The 22,778-nt window shown below is 45.1% G+C and carries 15 protein-coding genes; 9 read left to right on the top strand and 6 right to left on the bottom strand.

Annotation, left to right across the window (positions count from 1 at the left end; genetic code table 11):
• Positions 1–53 precede the first annotated feature (53 nt).
• From O3Q51_02025 to O3Q51_02015, 3 genes are read right to left on the bottom strand one after another with little or no spacing between them, the layout of a single operon-like run.
• Positions 54–1,544, bottom strand: coding sequence for a DUF5723 family protein (locus tag O3Q51_02025; protein MCZ4407569.1), 1,491 nt, complete (start codon positions 1,542–1,544; stop codon positions 54–56).
• Positions 1,545–1,598: 54 nt separating this feature from the next.
• The gene (locus O3Q51_02020; GenBank protein ID MCZ4407568.1) at positions 1,599–3,131 is read right to left on the bottom strand and encodes a PH domain-containing protein; all 1,533 of its coding nucleotides are present in this window, start codon (positions 3,129–3,131) and stop codon (positions 1,599–1,601) included.
• Positions 3,124–3,636: a PH domain-containing protein gene (locus tag O3Q51_02015; protein ID MCZ4407567.1), complete on the bottom strand. Its 513-nt coding sequence runs from the start codon at positions 3,634–3,636 to the stop codon at positions 3,124–3,126. Before O3Q51_02015 ends, O3Q51_02020 begins: the two co-directional genes overlap by 8 nt.
• A gap of 59 nt (positions 3,637–3,695) precedes the next feature.
• On the opposite strand from O3Q51_02015, the gene O3Q51_02010 reads away from it, so the two are divergent.
• The 8 genes from O3Q51_02010 (at position 3,696) to O3Q51_01975 (ending at position 13,155) form a co-directional block, all read left to right on the top strand.
• Positions 3,696–3,884 carry a hypothetical protein gene (locus O3Q51_02010; protein MCZ4407566.1) on the top strand — a complete coding sequence of 63 codons (189 nt, stop codon included), beginning with the start codon at positions 3,696–3,698 and terminating at the stop codon, positions 3,882–3,884.
• Positions 3,885–3,886: 2 nt separating this feature from the next.
• Positions 3,887–4,636 (top strand): outer membrane beta-barrel protein, encoded by a 750-nt coding sequence (locus O3Q51_02005; GenBank protein MCZ4407565.1) that lies wholly within the window; start codon positions 3,887–3,889, stop codon positions 4,634–4,636.
• Between the two features lie 144 nt (positions 4,637–4,780).
• Complete coding sequence (locus O3Q51_02000) at positions 4,781–5,962, top strand: T9SS type A sorting domain-containing protein (GenBank protein ID MCZ4407564.1); 1,182 nt, start codon at positions 4,781–4,783, stop codon at positions 5,960–5,962.
• Positions 5,963–6,100: 138 nt separating this feature from the next.
• Complete coding sequence (locus O3Q51_01995) at positions 6,101–6,793, top strand: DUF2064 domain-containing protein (protein MCZ4407563.1); 693 nt, start codon at positions 6,101–6,103, stop codon at positions 6,791–6,793.
• A gap of 44 nt (positions 6,794–6,837) precedes the next feature.
• Complete coding sequence (locus O3Q51_01990) at positions 6,838–9,855, top strand: TonB-dependent receptor (protein MCZ4407562.1); 3,018 nt, start codon at positions 6,838–6,840, stop codon at positions 9,853–9,855.
• A gap of 34 nt (positions 9,856–9,889) precedes the next feature.
• On the top strand, positions 9,890–10,870 hold the full coding sequence (locus tag O3Q51_01985; GenBank protein ID MCZ4407561.1) for a phosphotransferase: 981 nt from the start codon (positions 9,890–9,892) through the stop codon (positions 10,868–10,870).
• On the top strand, positions 10,867–11,841 hold the full coding sequence (locus O3Q51_01980) for a nucleoside hydrolase (GenBank protein MCZ4407560.1): 975 nt from the start codon (positions 10,867–10,869) through the stop codon (positions 11,839–11,841). The genes O3Q51_01985 and O3Q51_01980 overlap by 4 nt, the downstream gene beginning before the upstream one ends.
• A 150-nt stretch (positions 11,842–11,991) precedes the next feature.
• The gene (locus O3Q51_01975; GenBank protein MCZ4407559.1) at positions 11,992–13,155 is read left to right on the top strand and encodes a hypothetical protein; all 1,164 of its coding nucleotides are present in this window, start codon (positions 11,992–11,994) and stop codon (positions 13,153–13,155) included.
• 15 nt (positions 13,156–13,170) lie between these two features.
• Here the strand turns inward: O3Q51_01975 and O3Q51_01970 are convergent, their stop codons facing one another.
• The 3 genes from O3Q51_01970 to O3Q51_01960 form a co-directional block, all read right to left on the bottom strand.
• Positions 13,171–15,609, bottom strand: coding sequence for a TonB-dependent receptor (locus O3Q51_01970; protein ID MCZ4407558.1), 2,439 nt, complete (start codon positions 15,607–15,609; stop codon positions 13,171–13,173).
• A gap of 87 nt (positions 15,610–15,696) precedes the next feature.
• Positions 15,697–16,923, bottom strand: a complete 1,227-nt coding sequence (locus O3Q51_01965) for an NAD(P)/FAD-dependent oxidoreductase (GenBank protein MCZ4407557.1) — start codon at positions 16,921–16,923, stop codon at positions 15,697–15,699.
• Positions 16,924–16,990: 67 nt separating this feature from the next.
• Positions 16,991–20,266 carry a glycosyl hydrolase gene (locus tag O3Q51_01960; protein MCZ4407556.1) on the bottom strand — a complete coding sequence of 1,092 codons (3,276 nt, stop codon included), beginning with the start codon at positions 20,264–20,266 and terminating at the stop codon, positions 16,991–16,993.
• A 190-nt stretch (positions 20,267–20,456) separates the two neighbouring features.
• Here O3Q51_01960 and O3Q51_01955 point away from each other — a divergent pair, with 190 nt between their 5' ends.
• Positions 20,457–22,694 (top strand): NADP-dependent isocitrate dehydrogenase, encoded by a 2,238-nt coding sequence (locus tag O3Q51_01955; GenBank protein MCZ4407555.1) that lies wholly within the window; start codon positions 20,457–20,459, stop codon positions 22,692–22,694.
• Positions 22,695–22,778: the final 84 nt, after the last annotated feature.

Here is a 22,778-nt window from a genome sequence, read left to right as displayed (position 1 = left end):
TCACACCACTTTGTCACTCAGATACAGGGCACTCGGATTTAGCACAAACTAAACTAGTACATCCTTGAAGGGTTCTCCTGCTCCATATCTCCAAAACGGAAACGAAGTAGTCCCATTACAAAAGATAAATTGGGACGATCATCACGGAAGAAGTACATCACATCTCTCGATGCTACGCCTAGTTCCCAGCTTCCTTCATTAATGACGAAATTCACTCCAAACGGAACTCTGAATCCAAAGTTGTCTCCTGCACCAATTCCCGCCGACAAGCTCACTGAAGAGGCCACGAGGTATTCCGCTCCAAAAGCAAATGCCATTTTCTCAATATTTCCGGGTTCTTCATTTAAAGGAAAAGCGAAATCCAAACCTACTCTGAGTTTTTCATCATGAAAATAGCCAAACCCTGCCCGAAACTGGGTAGGTAGATTTACCTTTTGTTCGCGCTGCCCCTTCCAATCAAATACACCATCATCACCAGCGAAAGAATCGTAATTTCCGAAGACATTATAGCTGTCGATTCCTTGAGTTTCAATATCGAAAACGATCGTATCGGCCGAGCTGTATACGTTGCCATCAAAGTTTATCGACCCAATATCAGTAATGGAAGCAGAAACTCTAAACTGATCACTTATTTCCGCATTCACACCAATATCAAATCCAAAACCATCACCAACGGGAGAATAACCTGAACCCTCTTGAAATGAGGGGTTGTCCTCGCCATCACCAAGATCTATATCCAACGCGGGAGATGCTGCGATGAAAGCATCTTGAACTTGGCCTCCCTCTAGATTCAAATCTACAACGAAGAGACCTTGTAAGTACTTTACTCCTACCCCCGCATTGATAGAAATATCGTCATTCTCGTATACATTGCGTCCATAGCCAAAGTTCAATTCAGTAAATGCCATTGACTTCAATCTTGAATCTCGGTACAAGTCACTCGCGAATTGTGGATTACTTGCAATACCCAAGAGAACGTCATCAAGCCGGTCTGATTCTGCACCGCCATTGGGAATAATTGACGTTGTACCATCTTCATTTTGCACTTCCCACTGGTCAAAGTACGGATCAATATATCCGGTAAACAATTGACTCGCACCCACATCATTGAAAGTGGAGTAGAAAGAGGTACGGAAGTTTACACTTACTGCAAAATATCCTGCGTTTTCCGTATTCACCGCAAACCCGAAAATGGTGGTATACAGATTTACAGAATAGTCAGAATCGGCAAAATCAATTCCTGCCTGTTGCTTTTCAGCGGCAGTCAAACTCCCGTCTACATCGGTTATCCCATCCCACAATTGTTCCTTAGTGAATGCCTCGCTATAAAAAGACAGACCTGTTTGTCCCAGGCCAAGAGTGTACTTTTTGTTATATGGATTTCCAAAGGCAAGGTTGGCAGGGTTGATACCCAGCGCATGATAATCAGTTGCGAAAGCGAACGAAGCACCTCTACCGGTTTCGGTAAAAGCAGCATTTTCCATTTGAGCGGAAGCGAAGAAGGTACAGAAAAAAGCACCTACGAGGGTTAGTGTAGTTTTCATTGTCGGATGATTGGTTGCAACGAATATAAGTAATTCGAAAAATTACACGTATCACTACATCCAGCTACCCTCGTATTTCTCCACTGCATATATCAAAGAGTTATATACTTCTAGAGCCTCACGCTCATTCAGAAATCGAACGGTTTTGCTTCCTGCAGCAGTAAAAAAAGTGAGGTGACAGAGCTTTCTTCTCTTCAAGATAATATTCTGTGTGAGCTGTAGCGACTGAGTCTTGTATGAAGGAAGAATTACTCGTTTGGGAAACAACCAGCCTCGGAGAATATAGACATGCTTTTCATCAAAATGGACGCGAACCGTTTTACCGTATCGGTAACCATAGGCTGCAAACATTCCGACCAAAAGTAAGATAGCGATACCAGGATAGGAGTACTGCCAATAAAGGATTCCAGCGAGTGGAGCGAAAATTATTGCACCGATTATAGCGTGCAAACGAGCATAGGCCCATGGATCTCCATCAATATGCTCATCGGGTTTTTGAGCTCCCGGGAAGACTCCCGTTGCCAGGTAATTGCTTTCTTCTATCCGTAAAGCGGGAATTTCAATGGATTGTTTATTGGCTACCTCCCCCACTGAATTAGACGGCTTGATGGTAGCAGATTCGTAACCTGCAAGCTTTCTCAATGGGTTCGTCTCCCATTGAATGTATTGTATTTTGTTTTTCGGAATGCGGTACTCGTTTCGCTGCAGGAGACCCGTAGATATTTCAAGAGCTTCACTCTTTAAAACGGCCTTCAAATCAAAAAACCGCAAGAGCGTTCTGACTAAACTTATAAGCACCGATACAATAGCGTAAAAAATCAAAAAGCTGATCACAACGGCTATTCCTGCATCCGTAACTTGAGAGGCGTAAGTGTCGACATAGCCTTCAATGTATTCTTGTAACAGTTCCTGATACTGACTAGCATAACCAAACACGAATGCCAACGCGATGAAACCTGTCTTCAGGTGGTTCTCGGTAAGGCCTACTTTCAAGAGATCGAATAGCCCCAACTTGACCAATACTCTTCCTTCATCTTCGGGCAACTTAGCTTTTGGTGCTTCCGCCTGATCTACCTCAGTTACTTCGTCAGTCTCACTAGTATTAGTGATGAGAAGCGCCTCTTTCTTTTGATAAAGCAAATCGCGTAAAGCGTCGGCACGGTCTCTTTCTAATGCTGGAATTTCAAGCTCATTTCCACGAGATCCCGCCGTATCGACTTTGAGAGCCACCAAGCCCAAAAGTCGTTGAATCACGTTTTTGGTGACTTGAATGGATTGGATTCTCTCGATGGGAACGGACTTTCTGTCTTTAACCAGTACTCCTTTGTGAATAATGAGATTATCTCCTTCTACATGAAACGTGAAGTTGCGGTATTGCCAATAGGCGAATAGTGCAAATAAGATGAGGAGCGGAATTATCGCAATGCCCATAATAGTCCAAAACATGGGAGCAGCTGCTGCAACAGCAACAAGCGAAATCAATAGAGTCCCTAAAGCGCGTAAATTCCTGAGCAGGTATACAATCACTCCAAGGTAACTTTGACGGGTCGGCTCGTGGATATCCCAATCCTTATTTTCTTCACTCATAAATTGCGGCTTTCTTTGCTACAAATTCTTTGAGTTGTTCGGCCTCATCAGCCTCAAGTCCCGGAATAGACAAGTCAGAAGTACTTCCTCCTGCCGTGTAAATTTTAAGTGTACTGAGTTCAAATTTTCTCTCGATGGGTCCGCGTGAAATCTCTGTGTGTTGAATTCGGTTAAAAGGAATGGTAATCATCGAGGAAAAAATCCACCCTTTTTTATAAGTCAAATCTCTTTCGCGGAGCGCATATGACCTCTTTCTATAGCCGATGGGTATGGCAATAAAACTTAAAAGAATCAAAAAAGCCAATCCGCCGCCGATAAAGGCGAGCCAAATACCGGGCGCGATTATAGCCGGTATAGTCAACCCAATTATGGGGAAGCTCCAAAAGATTACTGCCAACAGTCTTCTGTAAGTCATGTAACGAACAGGATGCTTTTGAAATGACACTTCCTCGATCACCGGCAGCTCATTGATTGGAACTACTTCATTATGCCAAGTTTCTTCCATGCGTCGAAATTAGGGCTTCCGCCGAACAATTTAAATCTATTTTTGTCCAATTAAGTCATATGGAAAACATCACACCAGGCCATTGGGTTTTCGCAGGGATTTTTGTTGTGGCATTCGTTACCGCCATGGCGCTTGCTTACCGCAAAGATTTGAACCGCCTAAAACCGCATTACAAGAAAATTTGGCTACTCTTTATAGCCATGATAATCATCTATTTTATTATTTTCGGCCTCAATAGAATTACCTAATTATGAAAGCATTCCGACGCTTTATTATCGCCGCCTTATTTGGCCTCGCAACAAGTGCCTCAGCACAAGATGCATCAAACGATTACAGTTCCAATAAAAGCTATGTCTCATTCGAAGGAGAAATGATCTTTTCATTCGCTGAGTTTGATACACCGGATGGGGTTGATGTAGAGCAAAACATGCGTTGGTCTCCCGTATTCAACATGGCGTGGCACTACAACTACGATGTAAGCGACCATTTTGGCTTAAACCTTGGTTTGGGATTTAGAAATGTCGGTTTCATTGTGAAAGCCGATCAAATCGATCTTGAAGATGAAGACATTGATCGAAAGAAATTCCGCACCTATAATTTGGGTATACCCTTAGGTTTTAAAGCCGGAAGGCTAGATCAGGAAAATCCTTTGTTTTTATTCGCTGGTTATGAAATCGAGTTTCCTTTTCACTACAAGGAAAAGGAGTTTGACGGTGGAGATAAGCTAAGAAAACGAACTGATTGGTTCTCTGATCGCACGGAAGATTTTCAACAAGCCGTTTTTGTAGGAGTTCAGCTACCAGAGGGTTTTTCGCTTAAAGCGAAGTACTATTTAACTGATTTCTTTGACCCTAATTTTTCTGAAACCGTTCGGATCGATGGAACAGACAGTGATGTTGTAGTCAAGCCATATGAAAACTTCAACGCCAGCGTCTTTTACTTCTCCATCACTTGGTTTCCATTCCAAGATTTAGAGTATGCAAAAAACAAATACTTCTAATCTCTGGTTAAAATAGGAATAAGGCCTCTGATAGTAAAACGAAATAGAGTTCTACTAGACTATTCTAATTAACAGCAGTAAAGCTTCATCAGGAACGAGGCTTTGCTTCGATAAGAATTTGTGTTTTGATTCGTTAATTGCGGGATGCTGCGCCTAGCCATTTTAATCGTTTTCTCAATATTTTGCTATTCGACTTTCTGCCAAAGCTGGGCTGAAATCAGTCCGTTCCCTGGCTTGTCGAGAGATGATGGAATCGCTTTTTCCATAAATGGCAAAGGGTATGCGGGAACAGGGTTTGCAGAAGGATTCGTTCTCACCAACGATTTTTATGCTTACGATCCCAATTTAGACTCTTGGAGCCCAGTGGCTTCACTTCCATCTGAGCCACGTCAGTATTGTGGTCGTTTTACAGTAGCTGACACCGGCTATGTCGTCTGTGGATTCGGACAATCAGGGTACCTCAACGAGCTTTGGGCTTATCATCCGGAAACGGATACTTGGACGGAAAAAGCCCCTTTTCCCGGAGAGCCTCGATCCTCGCCCATTGCGTTCTCCATTGCCGGAAAGGCATACGTCGGTACCGGAAGAAACGGAGACGACTATTTTGAAGATTTCTGGGAGTACGATCCTGAACGAGATGTATGGACTCAGCTCAACGATTTTCCGGGAGGACGTCGATTCGAATCCATCGGTATGAGTTCAGGCAGTTTTGGCTATGTAGGACTCGGTCGACTACAAGACGAATCTTTTGCCAATGACTGGTGGCAATTTAATCCTGCGACTAACCAATGGCTTCAAAAAGGTGATTTCCCCGGTGCGAATCGATATTACGCCATTGAATTCAGTTTTAGTGGAAAAGGCTACATAGCGGCAGGTCAAAACGTAAATTTGGAATACCTTAATCAAGTATTTGAATACGATGCATTTAATGACCAATGGACCGAAACCGCACCAATTCCTTCTGTGCCGTTAAAAGGGGCCTTCGCTTTTTCCATTGGCCATTCAGCATTTCTGGGAGTAGGAATTACGTCGCAAGATGTGCGCCTAGACAATATGTACCGCTTTGAAAATCCAGCGAAGGGCCAAACCATACGTGTGTACCCAAACCCTGCCACTGATGTGGTCTTCTTTTCATGGACAGGGGAATCACCAATAAGTATGGAGCTCTACGATAGCCACGGAAAACTGATCAGCACCTCTTTGATAACCGAACAATACTATCTCCGAGAGCGTTTAATCGCTCTTTTGTCAGGTGGTTACGTTGCTCGATTTCATTGGAAAGATGGTAGCGAGGTATCCAAAACTTTCATTAAAGGAGGCAATTAGACCACCTACTTGCCGCACTGGCGACATAACACTGTAAATGATCTTCCATCGAGAATTAAGTTCATTTTTAATATTCATATTGCACCCTTCAAATCTGATCGTCATTTTCACACGTAGGTGATTTGAATCGATTAAAATATGCTTCACCCGTCTAAAACCGCTATCATCTATTTCGCCCGCAGCGCCGGCGAAGATTATAAGCGAAACCGCTTTTCTGAAAGAGATGTCCATGGTCGGTTAATCGACCGACTCAGTCGCCACACGCTTAGCACCATTAGAGCGACAGGACTGACAATACTTCTCTCAAACGAAGCGAATCAAGAAGGTGAAAACCTGGCTGAAAGACTCGCTCACGCTTTTTCGGAGGCCTTCGCCAAAGGCTATCAAAATGTCATTGCCGTTGGAAACGACACTCCTGATCTTGATGCGAAGACTCTGATTCAAGCAGCAAATGAGCTTGCCGATGGAAATCCCGTTTTGGGACCTTCCCTCGATGGAGGAAACTACCTCATCGGTATTCGAGAAAAGGATTTTAAAGAAACGGCATTTTGCCGAGCTCTCAAGGTTCCGGGAGAGACTCACGCAAGACTCGGCAGCCTCCTGGGGAAATATGAGGAGCTCCCGACCCTCATCGATGTAGACGATGAGAAATCGCTGAAAAGGTGGCTCCGCTCCTTCTCATCTGATTCTAAAAAAACTCTTTTCCGAAAGGAGATAAAAGGAATACTTGCCGTTCCTTCGACGGGTAGAAATTACACTCCTGCGATCAACCTCCGCTTGAGTGAATTTAAAATTTCTGATCGAGCTCCACCCCTCCGACTGGCCTCATAAGTATCTATTCCCCGTTCACCCGTTTTTAAACTTATCCTTTTCTAATGAAAAAGCTATACACACTTTGTGCCTTGGCCTTACTGCCTTTTTTTGCGCAAGCGCAAACCCTCACGATCACCCTTAAATCATTGACTCAATCCACGCCAATAGATAGCATGGAGGTATTTCTTGTGGGCCCCAAAGACATCATTTCCGATTTTACCGATAAAAAGGGAGAGGTGGTTTTCCAAAACTTGGAAGCCACTGCTAAGTACCGCGTTTTTGTAGAAGACAATAACAAATACCAGTATACCGCCTCACCCGAACTAAGCGTAGACGGTGGCAAAAAGTATTTGATGCAAGTACCCGACCGCATGTCGGCCAGCTTAGGAGAAGTCTTGATAACAAGTTCGCCTATGGCCAAAATGAATCGGCAAGATGCTACTGTCTCAGGTCAGCTCAAGAAAGAAGAGTTTATGAAAATGCCCATCGAGGGTCGCGATGTGACGAGGGGCTTGTACCGCTTACCGAATGTGACCCAAGCTGTTTTGGGATACGCTGAAGGGCCAAATATCAGCATCAACGGGTTGAATGGAATCTTTACCAATTACCTCGTAGATGGAATGGACAATAACGAGCGGTTTCTGGGAAACATGAAGATTAACACGCCCGTTGGATTTGTAGAAAACGTGACCGTTCTAACCAATAACTACTCTGCAGAGTGGGGAAATTCGAGCAATGGAATTGTCAATGTGCTGAGTCGCTCAGGAACAAATGAGGTAACGGGTGAAGCATTTTACTTGACTCGCCCAGGATCGGTGATTGACTCACCCTCTGATTTTGCTCAGCGCGACCTTTCGGGGAACTTGGTGAAAGATGGTTTCCAGCGCCACCAATTCGGGTTCTCAGTTGGTGCACCCATCAAGAAGAACAAGACATTCCTTTACATCAATGCAGAGCAAACGATTGACATCAAAGACAATCTCTTGAATTCACCCGAACTCGACGTAAACGAGACGGTTCGTGGAAACAACTATTTCACATTCATAAGCGGGAAAATAGACCACAGTTGGTCCAACAAATGGCGATCCTCACTTCGCGGACAGGTAGGAAGAATCTACATAGACCGTCAAGGTGGTGGACTGGAAGGCGGAGTAACCTTTCCGTCGGCAGCCTCGGCTCAGGACAACGATACGTACCTCATTGCCTTTAAAAACACCGGAGTAATCAATAGCCGATTGAGCACCGAGGTAAACTACTTACACAGCTATTTCCGCTGGAATTATCGGCAGCCTGTGAATCCCGAAAACCCCTCTGTGACACTAAGAGATCCTATGCAGCAGACCATAGCAGTTATTGGTCAGGCAGGTTCCATATTCGACGACAAAGAATACACGCACCAATTCCAAAACAAGTGGTTTTACGATGCAGGAAATCACTATATCAAGGCAGGTGTTGAATTCATCACTTCCGATTTCAACTTGACAGGAGGTGGGAATCCCAACGGGAGTTACCTGGTTGATTTGAACGAAGAGCAACTCGCCGAAATTCGCAATAGCGGCGTGGGTGCAGATTTGAATGTAAACGATGTTCCGTCTGATGCATCCGTGTTTCAATACGATGTGGAGTTGCGGCCGAGATCACTCGGAAGAACTCAAAATGTGACTAGCGCTTACATCGAAGACAGATGGTCCATCAACAATCGCCTTACGGCAAATATTGGATTGAGATGGGATTATGACAATCTATCCAAATCAGGAGGAACAGAGGGAGATTGGGACAATATCGCCCCCAGATTCAGTTTGAATTTTCAATTGACTGAGAACAGTGTGATCCGAGGTGGTTATGGGATCTTCTACGATAAAATAAAGTACTCCGTTTACAGCGATGCGCTGCAGTTCAGCAATAACTCGAGCGATTTCAAAGCGCAGCTCGCCGAGCTTCAAAGACTCGGAATACTGGATGCCGATGCCGATTTAGATCGGATTACCTTTGAAGGAAATCTCCAAGCCACGGCTCCTGATGTGGACTACTTGCAAGGGCCAACCGCGGAAGACCTCAGCGATGAGCGCGAAGGTATATTTAGAAACAACACACGCATTCTCAACCCAAACGGTTGGGACAATCCATACAGTCATCAATTCTCTATTGGTTACCAATACAAACCCGATAACGAGACGCTCTTCAAATTTGACGCGGTACACACGCGTACGGAAAATCTATACGTCGTGAGGAATCTCAATGTAGCCTCTCCTTATCTTTTTGAAGAGGGAATCGACCCTGACGATGTCGTAGCCAGATCAAGAGACGAAGCAGATGCCAGCCGACCCGTCGCCGTATTCAGCGATGATGCCGGTTTCTATAGCGTGGTTCAAGGCGATACGCTCAGAGGCGGAACCAGAAACGTTTTTATGACTACAGGTGATGGCCGTGCAGAATACACCGCGTTGAACTTTATGCTCCAAAAAGAAGTGAACGATGGTAAACTCGGATTTCGATTGCTTTACACCTTGAGCTGGACCAAAAGCAATACCAGCAGTATCAATACCAGAGCTCAAGATAATAACGATTTTGATGCAGAGTACACCTGGGATGAGAATGACCGTCGCCATGTATTGAGTGCGGTTACGATTTATCAACCTATCAAAGGATTATCCATTTCGCCAACAGCTTTGATTCAAAGCGGTCAGCCGGTAACACGAGTGGCTGATGCGACGATTTTCTATTATTTTGATGACGATGGAAACCAAAGATTCACAGGAGATCTAAACGGAGACGGAGAAAACTTCGGTCTACCTGCCGACCGATGGCCTGGCGTCGATGAAAATACGGACAGATTGCCTTGGGCTGCTACCTTCGACATTTCGGTAAAATACCTCTGGAGCTTTGGGAAAGACAATCAAGGAATTGAATTTAGCGCAGATGTATTCAATTTGTTCAATGCTCAAAACTGGTCGGGCTACAATACGACGCGATCGGTGAGTAACCAAGCCCAAGTAGGCCCTCCAGACTCATACAACTACCGATTGAATTCTGCTTCTCCGCCACGTCAATTCCAGTTCGGAGCGCGATACATCTTTTAAAAAATTGAGTTATTTTTAGAGCAGATTTAGAGCTATGAAATTTGAACTCAAAGTAACAGACCTCTCGAGTTTAGAGAGTTACCTCAAGAAAAATGAGGTGATCAAAACCGAAGAAAAAATCACTCACTTGGCAACGGCAGGAGAAGGAAATATGAACCTGACCTTGCGCGCTGATTTAAGTGAGAGAAGCCTGATTGTCAAACAGGCCAATCCGTTCGTACAGAAATACCCCTCGATAGCTGCGCCGGTAGAACGAGCCGAGATGGAGTACACCTTTTTCACAGAGGCAAAGTCAATTAAGAAAATAGCGCACTATTTGCCTAGAGCGATTTTTTATGATGGCGAAAATCACATTCAAGTGATAGAAGACTTGGGCCGACAAGGTGACTATTCCAAATACTACTCACCCGATCTCAAATTTCCTCCACGCCTCACGCATCATTTGGTTGAGTTTCTGCAGCTGTTGCACACTTCGACTCAAAAAAGCTCAGCTGTATCAAACTTCAAAATGAGGGAACTAAACCACCAACATATTTTTGACATACCTTTTAATCCGACAAGTGGATTGAACCTCGACGAGACTCAAAAAGGACTTCAAGCACTTGCAAAAAAGTATGTTTTGAATAACCCAGAACTGCGCAAAACCGCAACAGAACTCGGCGACATATACCTTTCGGTAAAAGGGCCCGCACTGCTCCATGGCGATTTCTTTCCAGGCAGTTGGCTCGATACCGAGAAGGGGGTGAAAATCATCGATCCTGAATTTTGCTTCTCGGGTCCTGTAGAGTTTGAGCTGGGAGTTTTCAAAGCCCACTTGATTTTTTGCGGAATGAGCAACAGAGGCATCAACACCATTTTGCGGCGCTATGGCGATTACGATAAGCTCCGCGCCGATCAATTTGCCGGAATTGAAATTTTGCGACGCCTTTTTGGGGTGGCACAACTGCCGTTGTCGCGCACCATTTCAGAGAAGGAAGAACTGACTCAAACAGCATTGAATTTACTGAACCTATGAGAATACTCGCACTTGCACTTTTTGCTTTTTCCTTTTGCCAAACGGCATTTTCACAAGAGACTCCGAAGAGAATTTGGTTTGATACCGACATCATGATGGGTCTCCCCGAAAGGGCACCACGAGAAATCGACGACGGCGTAACGCTGATTATGGCCTTGGCCCAAGACAATATTGAAATTGCAGGAATCACGCTTATCACCGAGGTGGATTACGGCGAAGAAATCACCGAGGAGATTCTGAAAAGATACGCTCCCGAAAGAAACATTCCCGTTTACAAAGGCTCACCCGATTGCGACGATTTGGGAACGGAAACGGACGCATCGAACGCTTTGGCGGAAGCCCTGAAAAAAGAAAAAATGGCCATACTCGCTCTGGGACCTGCCACCAATGTCGCGACCGTACTAATGAACCACCCTGAATTGGCCGATCAAATTACTGAGATTGTCTTTTGTGCGGGACGCACCACGGGCTATGCCTTTCAACCTGGCTTAAGGCAAAACACCGTTCACGATTACAATTTCGAGAGAGATGTGGAGGCTTTTCGTGTCGTCCTGAACGCGGGAATCAAAGTCGTATTAAGCGGTTTTCAATGCAGCGAATATTTACTGCTCAGCCGCACCGATACTGACTTTTTAGCCAGTGGAAGCAAAAACGACCAGTGGCTTAACGCCTTTATGGTTCCATGGCAAGAGCGGGCACGCGGCATGTTCGGGATACCTGGTTTCATTCCATACGACACCACTCCTCTAGGCTACTTAACGCATCCTGAGTATTTTCTTGTTCATGAGGATATGCCCACTGTAATCAATTATCGAAAGAACGATGCGACGATGGGTCGAATGCGCTCAGATGAGAAGCACTACTTGGAGGCGGGTTATGAATACACCTCCGATTGGAAGGTAGATTTTGCCTACAGAACCCTTCCGGGCTTTGAGGAGATTGTGATCGAGTCGTTGAAGTGGGAAGAGTAGTCACAACTTTCCCCTATCTATAAGAGCGAACTATTCGAGCGCACTCAATAACTGACTATTCGCTCGTTCGATTTGTTAATAGTTTGAAAATGCATTTTCATTCTGCCTCGGAAATAGGAGATTCGCATTTGCTCACTTTATAAGTTAAAAATGAAAGCTCTTCTCGTCGCGATTTCACTTATCGTTTCAACCCCATTTTACAGCCACGCCTGCAGCATGTTCAAAATCACCAAGGCTGGAAAAACCATTGTTGGCAACAATGAAGACTGGATAAGTCCAAACTCGAAATTTTGGTTTGAAGGAGGTAAAAAAGGTCACTATGATGTGATGTACATGGGCCAGCTAAACAATTTTGCCCAAGGAGCTATGAACAGCGCGGGACTCGTTTTTGATGGATTTGCCATGGACTATCTGGCCGTCAACAATGCGGAGGGTAAAGTCTCGATTTCCATAAGCGATGCTGTTCGCGAGATCATGCAAACCATGAATGATGTTGCTGAAATTAAAGAATACTTAGCGACCATCGATCTGAGCTTTTTAACTACGGGGATGATTGTTTTTGTCGATAAAAACGGTGACTACCTCATCGTAGAAGGCGAAGAACTGATCTTAGGATCTGAACCAGAACAGTGCTTTTCAAATTTTTACTACTCTCAAATCGAATCTACTGATGAAGTAGAACTGGTTAATTTCAGAAATGGAATGAAATACCTTTCTGAAAGTGAAGGGAAGGCTACAATCGATTACACCGGCGAAGTCATGAAAAACATGATGAGTCCTGAAGGTTCTACACAATACACTACGGTATACGACTTGCAAGAACTCACGGTAAGGGTTTATCTTTTTCACGATTACACCAATTTTGTTGAATTCACACTGGATGAAAAAATCCAAGAAGGTGACCATCAGGTAATGATAGCCGAGCTCTTTCCGCAAGATTCCCCTGGATACAGAAACTATGAGCAATACAATAATTCCGATCACCCTACCTTTTACTTAGAAGAGCTAATCGGAGAAGAATCCATCAATGAGGAAGAGTTCGAGCAAATGGGGTTTTCTTGGATGGTGAACACCATTGGCTATGAATGGCTCGATGATAAGGGTGATGCCAAAGGCGCGATAGAAATATTCAAATTTGGGACGAAACTTATGCCGCATAACGCCGACCTTTTTGATAGTTTGGGTGAAGGGTATTTTAAAAATGAGCAGTTTGAAAAGTCAGCGGCGGCTTATCGCAAATCGCTGGAGCTAGATCCCAAAAATGAGGGTGCCAAACAAAAGCTCAAAGAGATTGCTGCTCTGAAAAAGGAATAAAGAAAGACAATTCGTCTAGTTGCTTATTCTCTTCAGCTCATCGTCCATTGCCCCTCTTGATCGACGCATGGTTTTGAGCTTTTGATTCCCGAAGTTCCAAGTGGCTCCGGCTCCGAAACGTTGATTATCGAAGGATCTCGCTCCATCGGTTTGTATTCCGCCATAATCGCCCTGATAGAAGTAATCACTATCCGTTCTAAAGACATCACTTCCCGTAATTCGCACCTCCAATTGGCCATCGAGAAACGACTTTCGAAAACCGAAATCCAATCGCTGGTTTCCCTCCACATCGACCGATCCACGCCAGATCCAGTCGCTGTATCGCATATACGTCAAGTCCATTTTCACTCCCCATGGTAGTGATATGCTGTTTTGAATTCTGAAGCTCCAGGTCAATATCTCCAAGTCGATAATAGTTCCTTCCAAATCGCCGTCATAGGTGTTATAACCTCCATCGGCAAAAGCGATAAACTCCCAAAATGCATTTACCTCGAAAGGGTAACTCGCAGAGATGGAATAGCGCGTAGTGTTCTGCATATTGCGCGGGATAAGGACGTTGCTTTGATCGCCGGTAATCTCAACAATCGTGGCAAAAAAGTCCGTTGTTTCGCTGTACGAATTGGTGATGGTCAGCTTCTTTTTGAATGCGTAGGTAAGCTGGTAGTTCATGGTATAACTTGGGCTGAGAAAGGGGTTTCCCTTCCAAGCACTCAGCTCACTTAGGGGTGATTCAAACGGATTTAAGTTTTGGTAATTCGGCCGAGTGATTCTGCGACCTACGCTAAGGCTGAGAGCGTGATCTTTATCATCGCTGAACGAAAGACTTACATTTGGAAAGAAGTCCGTGTAGTTTCTCTTTACATCATTGTTGTCTACTTCTTGGGCACTTTCAAGTCTTCCACGTGAATCCGTGTTCTCCATTCGAAGTCCTGCACTGAGGTTAAATTTGGGAGATAGCTTGACATCGGCTATCGCGTAAAGGGCGGCTACTTTCTCTTCGTAAGTAAAGTCATTGCTTTGAGAAGGATCGAGTACCTGTTCGCCGTCATTCACATTGTAGAAAGCAAAACGATTGTCAGTGATGATACTTGCATATTTCGATCCGACCGATAGGCTCCATCCCTCCCAATCCTTTTCATAATCGACCTTTCCCGACCACAGATCGATGTACGTATCAGAGTCGAAAGCATTATCCGAAACATCAATAACTGTTGTGCCATCAGGAGCAAAAAAGGTATTCGGTTGAAACGTGCTTCCCTCCGAATTGAAATCCCCAAAGCTCATATCCGCCGACAATTTGGAAGAGGAACTCAGTTTCCAATGGTAGTTTAAGTTGAAGTTGTAGTTCGAAGATTCTTGATCGAGTAGAGTCTGTGACTCCAGAATTTCGTCCAAGGATCCCGTTTCGAGCAGAGAAATGAATGTGGTACTCTCGAGATCATCGTTATTGGAATTAAGAATGGCATTCCCCGAGAAACTAAGGCTGTGCTTATCATCTATCGTATACTCCAATCCCGTCGTAACGGTATAACCATCAAAATTCCTGATTTGATCTGAAGCGAGCTCAAAAGAATAGCCGTTCTGTATTCTTGTTTCACGAAAGTTGTCATACGTTTCATTATCTACTCGACTAACGCCGAGGTTGGCCTTCAACTTTTCACCGCCGTAATTGAGATTTACGCTTTGATTGTTCCTAAAATAGTCTCCTTGTGTAAAGGAAGCTATCGCACTTCCGTTGAAACCCGTTGCGACATTTTTCTTCAGGTTAATGTTGATGATCCCGGCATCACCTTCCGCCTCGTACTTCGCGGATGGATTCGAAATAATCTCAATATCCTCAATATTGTCAGACCCCATGTTTTGGAGAAGGTTGGCCAGATCATTTCCCGAAAGCCTGGTAGGCCTTCCATTGATGAAAATCCGAACGCCCGATTTGCCTAACAAGGCGATATTGTTGTCCATATCTACGTTCACTCCCGGAGATCTCCGCAATAATTCCAAAGCATCAATACCCGAAACGCTGGGAGTCGTAGCTACATTGAACACAATTTTGTCGGGACGTACTTCGATCATGGATTTTTGGGCGACGATTTCTACTTCTTTCAATTCCAGATTATCACTCAATGCGATCTCACCCAGATCAACATCTCCCGAAGTGGCATCGACAGTAAACACATCAATACCGCTCTTGGTGAAACCTACCATACTCACCTCGCAGAAGTAACTTCCAGCGACCACGGATGAAAAATTGAACTCCCCGTCTTGATTGGTCACTGCTCCTTTGATAAAACCAGTGTCCGCAGCCGAAAAAAGAACCACATTGGCATAAAGCAATGCCTCACCTGAATCATTCACGACCTTGCCTCTGATCTCACTCTGAGAAAAGCCGGTCAGAGTTAAAGCGCAAAAAATGAACAATAAAAGGCCTTGAATTCGATGAGCAGTCTGGGTCATTAATTTGTAGTCAGGATTAATCTTGCTTTTTCGAGCAGATTCTGTAAACGGTTTAGTTTTGCCTTGTGGCAGGCGAAAGTACGTTTTTCAATTAGCACCACCTGCGGTCTTACCAGCCAAATACCCACTCGTCCAAGCGTGCTGAAAATTATAGCCGCCGGTTACGCCATCTGCATTGAGTACTTCTCCCGCGAAGAAAAGACCGGAATGCTTCTTAGATTCGAAAGTGCTTAGATCAACTTCACTCAAGTCGACACCACCTGCCGTTACAAACTCTTCTTTGAAGGTCGTTTTTCCATCTACCTGATACGGGCACCGCACCAAGATTTCGATAAACCGATTCATGGTCTTGGCGGGTAAATCGGCATATTTCAGCGATTCGGGAATCTCTGCCTTCTGGCAAAGACGCTCCCAAAGCCGTTTAGAAATCTCAAACTGAGGATTGCTGGCAATCTGTTTGGTGGGATGATTTTTTCGCATTTCCTGTAAGATTGACCGCACACTGTTCTCACTTTGCCCCGTCCAATTGATGTGGATGGGAAATCGATAGTTTCTGGAGTGTAAATCAATCGCGGCCCAAGCTGACAGCTTGATCACGGCAGGAGCGCTAAAACCCCAATGGGTGATAAGAATCGGCCCGTCGTCTTTCCACTTGCTGCCTGGCACAGATACGATTCCGTTATCCACCGAGAGTCCTTGCAAGTCTTTCATATCCGAATCGGGAACATTGAAGGTAAAAAGCGAGGGAACGGGTTCGACGATTTTTAAACTGAGATCGCGCAGCCATTGGTAGCTCTCAGATTTCGGGTAGCCGCCCACCGTGACAATTACCTTATCGGCCTTGAAGGACTCACCGCTTTTCAGCTCCAGACTAAATCCATTTTCGTGGGGTTTTAATTCGGTGACTTCCGACTTGGTTCGGATTTCAATCCCTTTCGATTCGACCTCCTTCATCAGGCAATTGATGATGGTTTGGGAATTATCCGTAATCGGAAAAACCCGACCATCGGATTCGGTTTTGAGCTTGACTCCCCGCGACTCAAACCATTGTCGGGTATCGTTTACGTCAAATTTGTTGAAGGATTTTTTCAAGGACTTCAAGCCGCGTGGGTAGAACTTCACCAATTGGCTTGGATAATCACAGTCGTGGGTGACGTTGCACCGTCCGCCTCCGCTCACCTTCACCTTGGACAAAAACTTTGTAGTCTTTTCAAGAATGATCACTTTGGCTCCGTTCTCAGCCGCTTGGATTGCCGCGAAAAAACCCGCTGCGCCCCCACCAATAACAATTGCATCCCAGTCCTTTCGAATCATAAAAATACGTCAACACGGTGATAGATGCAGCTAACTGCTAACTGCTAACTGCTAACTGCTAAAATAATTATTCTTCCCCCCAATCACTTCCTCTTCCCGGTGTATATGGCACTTTCATTTCAACCAGCCTCTTTTCCATCGCTTCCACTGAGCTGGCTACACCACGCATTTTTTCGAGAATTTCCACGTACTCCTCCTCGGCGATAGTGATTTGCTCTTTGGCCGTTTTGGTAGGCTCTGCCGTATTCCACCAGCTGGAATAAGCCGCGTACCCTACTCTTCCATTAAGGCTAGGCTCAGTCTCTATATCGCGAGATGATCGCGTTTGATCGCCGTAAATAGCCAATCGAATTTCGTAGAGTTCATCTTCCAATTGGCGAATTTCATCCATCATCGCCATAGGAACTGCGGGATACATCTCCACCGCTTTTTCGATGTATTCAAGTTTCTCCTTGTTTTCGCCATAAAGCTTATTGGTTCCTGAAATAGAGCGTTGCAACTCAGCTACCTTTTCCTGAAAAGCCAACACCTCTTCTCGGTCTTGCGCCATCAGCGTTTGTCGGTCGAGCGGAGTGACCTCAAAGGCCACTGGCTCATGAATTTGGGTAAACTCGCCATTGATATTTTTGTACATCTCGACGGTGTATGTTCCGGGCAGCGCAAGCATCCCTTCGTCGGGAGACGAGTAACGACCGAGCTTTCCTGTTTTCAACTTAATAGGCGAAGTCGTGGTGTGGCGTAAATTCCAAGTAAGGCGGTGCATTCCCTTACTCACTGATTCACGCATTTTGCGAATGGGTTCACCTGAGGAGTCTTTGATAACAAAAAGCAGATATGGGGCTTCTTCTCGATCCTCTTTTCTCAACTCATCCAAGGATGGATACGCCTCGTCGAGGTTTTCGTTTCTCAGTTCCTTCTCTTTCTCTTTCCGCTGATCTTCGAGCGTTTTGATTTCTTCACCCAAATAGTAGGTGATCGTTGCACCAAAATCAGGATTCTCAGAAATGAAGAGCATACCTCCCTGAGAGCCCTTTCCTCTTCCTCCCATTCGGTTGTCTTTGACATAAAGCAGAGCGTCTTTTATCGGATAGATATGCGCATCCTTCGCGACTACCTCATCTGATAAATCGCGCAATGGAGTGTAGTCATCGAGTACGTAAAAGCTACGTCCGAATGAAGCGACCACCAGGTCGTTCTCCCGTCGCTGAATTTCCAAATCACGGGCAGCGATCGTCGGAATTCCACCTTTGATTTGCAGCCAATTTGCTCCGCCGTCATTGGTAAAGAACACCCCAAACTCCGTACCTACAAAGAGTAGGTCTTCATCTACGTGATCTTGAATGATCGCATAGGTAGATCCTCTTTCAGGGAGATTGGAGGTAATACTCGTCCATGACTTTCCGCGGTTGTCGCTACGGTAAACATAGGGCTTAAAGTCTCCTTCCTTGTGGTTATTAAAAACAGCATAAACGACATTTTCGTCATAAAGAGACGCCTTCAACATATTGACGTACGTGCGGTCAGGAACTCCCGAGACGCTCGCGACCTTCGTCCACGTATCACCGCCATCCTCTGAAATTTGAATCAGCCCGTCATCGGTGCCTGCGTAGAGCAAGCCTTCCTTAATCGGCGACTCGTCAAAAGCCACGATATTTCCATAGATCGACGTCGATTTGTTTTTCATAACCGCATCGGGACCCCATACCTTGTCCATCACCTTGAAGGTATTTCGATCGAGTTGCTGTGTCAAATCAGGACTAATTGTTTCCCATGAATCGCCGCGGTCTTCGCTTTTAAAAACCTTATTGGCTGCGAAGTAGAGTCTCTTCGGATTGTGCGGGCTGATTAGAAGCGGTGCGTCCCAATTCCAGCGGTAAGCTGCTTCGTCTTTGCCCGGCTGAGGCTGAATGGCCACGCGTTCTCCGCTTTTCTTGTCATAGCGCACTAACCATCCGTATTGGGCTTGACCGTAAACGATGTCGGGATTGGTCGGGTCAATGGCGGGTTCAAATCCGTCACCACCGTTGGTGATAAACCAATCAGAATTCATGATGCCGTGCTGACTAGTCGTCCGCGATGGTCCACCTTGGGTATTGTTGTCCTGAGTTCCACCGTATACATTGTAAAATGGCTCAGCATTGTCAACGGCTACTTTGTAGAACTGCGTGATGGGAAGATTCGGATAGTACAACCAGTCTTCTGCTGCATTCCAAGTTTCGTAGAGACCACCATCGCAACCAACACGCCAGTGATCGGGCTGATCGGGATCGATCCACATGCAGTGGTTATCCACGTGCTTGTACTTTTCACCCGTTTCTTTAAAAGTCTTTCCGCCGTCTTCGGTATGATGCAACCAAGTGCTCATAGAGTAAATGATGTCCACATCGTAGGGATGGCAAACAATCTCTTGGTAGTAGTTTCCACTAGTCTGATAATCCGACATTTTCTTCCAACTCTCACCGCGATCCATTGAGCGGTAGAATCCGCCATTATCTGTAGCTTTGATGATCGCATAAACCACATCAGGATTGGCAGGAGAAATGTCCATTCCGATTCTACCCATGTCGTTCTTGGGCAAACCACTTTCAAGCTTTTTCCAGTTAGCACCCCCATCAGTACTTTTGTAAATGGCCGACTCAGGACCACCATCGATGTAAGTGAATACGTGACGCCGTCTCTGATGTGCCGTTGCATAAAGCAAATCAGGATCTCGCGGATCCATGTGTATTTCGTTAAAACCGGTATGCTCTGAAACCTCGAGTATGAGCTCCCAGTTTTCGCCGCCATCGGTGGTTTTGTAAATACCACGCTCACCTCCTGCACTCCATAGCGGACCGTAAGCCGCGACGTAAACAGTGTTTTCATCATCAGGGTGAATGGCAATCATACCAATGTGTTCCGACTCTTTGAGTCCCATATTTTTCCAAGAAAAACCGCCATCGGTACTTTTATAAACTCCATCGCCGTAGGCTACACTTCGCTGGTTGTTGTTCTCACCAGACCCGACCCAAACAACACTCGAGTTGGAAGGAGCCATCGTAATACACCCCGTCGAATAAGAACCTTCTCCATCAAAAATCGGTTCGAAGGTGGTTCCGTTATTAATTGTTTTCCAAATACCACCTGAGGCGATCGCCAAATAAAACTCATGGGGTTTGTCAGGGTTCACTGCTATGTCGGCGATTCGGCCCGAGGTAAGAGCAGGACCAATATTCCGAAATTTTAACCCGCTGTATGCCGAGGCTTCGTATCGGGGTTTCTCTTCTTCTGATTTATCTTTCTTCTGGGCTGAAACGCCAATAGCTAGGAACAAGCCCAAAATGAGCGGGAGTGCTTTTTTCATAATTCTCAATAGTGGATTTTATAATTCGTGAATATAAGGAAGGTCCTGAAACTTATCTTGAGAAGTCTGATAAGGCGCACTTGAACACTTCATCGATTCCGAAGGCTAATACTGATGAATGACTTTTGTACATTTGCAGCCCGAAATCGGCGAAACTGACCCCTCGGAATTGAACTTAAAAACACGATAAATGCCCATTAATCCTACTATAATTTACACCCTTACTGATGAGGCTCCTTATTTAGCGACTCACTCATTTCTTCCCATTGTAAAAGCCTTCACGTACACAGCCGGCGTGCATGTAGAGACAAGAGACATCTCCTTGGCCGGGCGAATTCTATCGCAATTTTCCGAGAGGCTCTCAGCCGAACAGCGCGTTTCTGACGATTTGGCCGAACTGGGAGAAATAGCCAAAACACCCGAAGCAAACATCGTAAAGCTTCCGAATATCAGTGCCTCTCTTCCACAGTTGGAAGCGGCCATCAAAGAGCTTCAAGGAAAGGGGTACGATATTCCCAACTATCCGGAAGAGCCAAAAAGCGAAGAGGAAAAAAGCATACAGGCTAAGTACGATAAGGTAAAAGGTAGCGCCGTGAACCCGGTATTGAGAGAAGGAAACAGCGATAGACGCGCACCCAAAGCCGTGAAAGATTACGCTAGAAAACATCCACACTCGATGGGCGCTTGGAGTAGTGATTCCAAAACCCATGTATCAAGCATGAACGGTGGTGACTTTTACGGAAGTGAGAAATCCGTAACCATGCCAAATGCGGATGTAGTTTCCATCGAATTGGAAAAAGCCAACGGTGAAAAGCAAGTGTTGAAAGCCGGTCTTCAAGTACAGAAAGGAGAAATCATCGATGGCTCTTTTATGAGTGCAGCGAAATTGAGAAAGTTTCTCGTTGAGCAAAAGAAAGACGCAGCAGACAAAGGAGTTCTTTACTCCATTCACTTAAAAGCAACAATGATGAAGGTTTCCGACCCCATCATTTTTGGTCATGCGGTAGAGACTTTCTTCAACGAAGTTTTTGAAAAACACCGAGAAACGCTGGAAGCAGTAGGTGCTGAAGCGAACAACGGTCTTGGAAGTGTGCTCACCGCTATAGCAGAATTGCCATCAGAAAAGCGCCATGAAATTGAAAGAGATATTCAGGTAGCTTACGAAAACGGCCCTGATATCGCTATGGTCAATTCAGACAAAGGCATTACCAACCTTCACGTACCGAGTGATGTAATCATCGACGCATCGATGCCCGCCATGATTCGCAAATCGGGTCAAATGTGGAACAAAGACGGGAATCAACAGGACACGAAAGCCATCATTCCGGATCGCTCTTATGCCGGCGTTTATGCGGAGACCATCGACTTTTGCCGAGAGCACGGCGCATTCGACCCAGTGACTATGGGTAGCGTTTCCAACGTGGGGCTTATGGCCCAAAAAGCCGAAGAATACGGTTCACATGACAAGACTTTCAAAATTCCGGCTGATGGTAAAGTGGTGGTTAAAAACGCTGCAGGAGATGTACTTATGAGCCACGACGTGGAAAAAGACGACATCTGGCGCATGTGTCAAACCAAAGATGCACCGGTGAAAGACTGGGTGAAACTTGCGGTAAACCGAGCGAAAGACACAGGCGACCTGACTATCTTCTGGCTCGATGAAAACAGAGCACATGACAGAGAAATCATCAAGAAAGTAAATCTATACTTGCCTGAGCACAATACGGAAGGATTGGATATTCGGATCCTTTCTCCCGTCGAGGCAACAAAGCTTTCTCTTCGTCACATAAAGTCAGGAAAAGATACCGTATCTGTAACGGGTAACGTTCTTCGTGATTACCTCACCGACCTTTTCCCTATTTTAGAAGTAGGAACCAGTGCGAAGATGCTTTCGATTGTTCCATTGATGAATGGAGGCGGACTGTTTGAAACAGGTGCGGGTGGATCAGCTCCGAAACACGTTCAGCAATTTGTCAGTGAAAATCACCTCAGGTGGGATTCTTTGGGTGAGTTTTTAGCCCTATCAGAATCTTTGAATCACCTTGGAAAAACATTTGACAATAAACGAGCACTTTTACTCGGAGAAACACTTCAAGAGGCTACCGGAAAATTCTTGGATGAGAATAAGTCTCCTTCTCGAAAAGTAAAAGAGCGCGACAATCGCGGAAGTCACTTTTTCCTTGCTCTTTACTGGGCAGAAGCATTGGCCGCACAAGAGGAAGATCAAGAACTCAAGCAAGCATTTACCGAATTGGCCCAAGAGCTTCGAGAAAATCTCGACAAAATAAACCTAGGACTTCTTGACATTCAAGGAGCACCAGTTGATTTGGGAGGTTATTATAAGCCGGAAGAAAATAGGGTAAACAGTTCAATGCGACCAAATAGTACGTTGAATCAGGCAATCGATAAAATTTCCGAATTGGTTTAAGATCAATTTTGGATAGAGAATACAGGAGGATAGTCAACTATCCTCCTTTTTTTTTGAGATTTTTTCTATTTTCGGAGGGACGAA

Source organism: Cryomorphaceae bacterium 1068 (assembly GCA_027214385.1).
Taxonomy (GTDB): Bacteria; Bacteroidota; Bacteroidia; order Flavobacteriales_D; family Cryomorphaceae; genus JAKVAV01.
The sequence above is the reverse complement of the archived record's forward strand: the minus strand, read 5'-3'. Positions and strand labels throughout refer to the sequence as shown.

Coding starts and splice junctions, on each gene's coding strand:
- O3Q51_01985 (MCZ4407561.1), top strand. CDS start 9,890: ATGAAATTTGAACTCAAAGTAACAGACCTCTCGAGTTTAGAGAGTTAC.
- O3Q51_01965 (MCZ4407557.1), bottom strand. CDS start 16,923: ATGATTCGAAAGGACTGGGATGCAATTGTTATTGGTGGGGGCGCAGCG.
- O3Q51_01970 (MCZ4407558.1), bottom strand. CDS start 15,609: ATGACCCAGACTGCTCATCGAATTCAAGGCCTTTTATTGTTCATTTTT.
- O3Q51_01980 (MCZ4407560.1), top strand. CDS start 10,867: ATGAGAATACTCGCACTTGCACTTTTTGCTTTTTCCTTTTGCCAAACG.
- O3Q51_02010 (MCZ4407566.1), top strand. CDS start 3,696: ATGGAAAACATCACACCAGGCCATTGGGTTTTCGCAGGGATTTTTGTT.
- O3Q51_02025 (MCZ4407569.1), bottom strand. CDS start 1,544: ATGAAAACTACACTAACCCTCGTAGGTGCTTTTTTCTGTACCTTCTTC.
- O3Q51_02020 (MCZ4407568.1), bottom strand. CDS start 3,131: ATGAGTGAAGAAAATAAGGATTGGGATATCCACGAGCCGACCCGTCAA.
- O3Q51_02005 (MCZ4407565.1), top strand. CDS start 3,887: ATGAAAGCATTCCGACGCTTTATTATCGCCGCCTTATTTGGCCTCGCA.
- O3Q51_01975 (MCZ4407559.1), top strand. CDS start 11,992: ATGAAAGCTCTTCTCGTCGCGATTTCACTTATCGTTTCAACCCCATTT.
- O3Q51_01960 (MCZ4407556.1), bottom strand. CDS start 20,266: ATGAAAAAAGCACTCCCGCTCATTTTGGGCTTGTTCCTAGCTATTGGC.
- O3Q51_02015 (MCZ4407567.1), bottom strand. CDS start 3,636: ATGGAAGAAACTTGGCATAATGAAGTAGTTCCAATCAATGAGCTGCCG.
- O3Q51_01955 (MCZ4407555.1), top strand. CDS start 20,457: ATGCCCATTAATCCTACTATAATTTACACCCTTACTGATGAGGCTCCT.
- O3Q51_02000 (MCZ4407564.1), top strand. CDS start 4,781: ATGCTGCGCCTAGCCATTTTAATCGTTTTCTCAATATTTTGCTATTCG.
- O3Q51_01995 (MCZ4407563.1), top strand. CDS start 6,101: ATGCTTCACCCGTCTAAAACCGCTATCATCTATTTCGCCCGCAGCGCC.
- O3Q51_01990 (MCZ4407562.1), top strand. CDS start 6,838: ATGAAAAAGCTATACACACTTTGTGCCTTGGCCTTACTGCCTTTTTTT.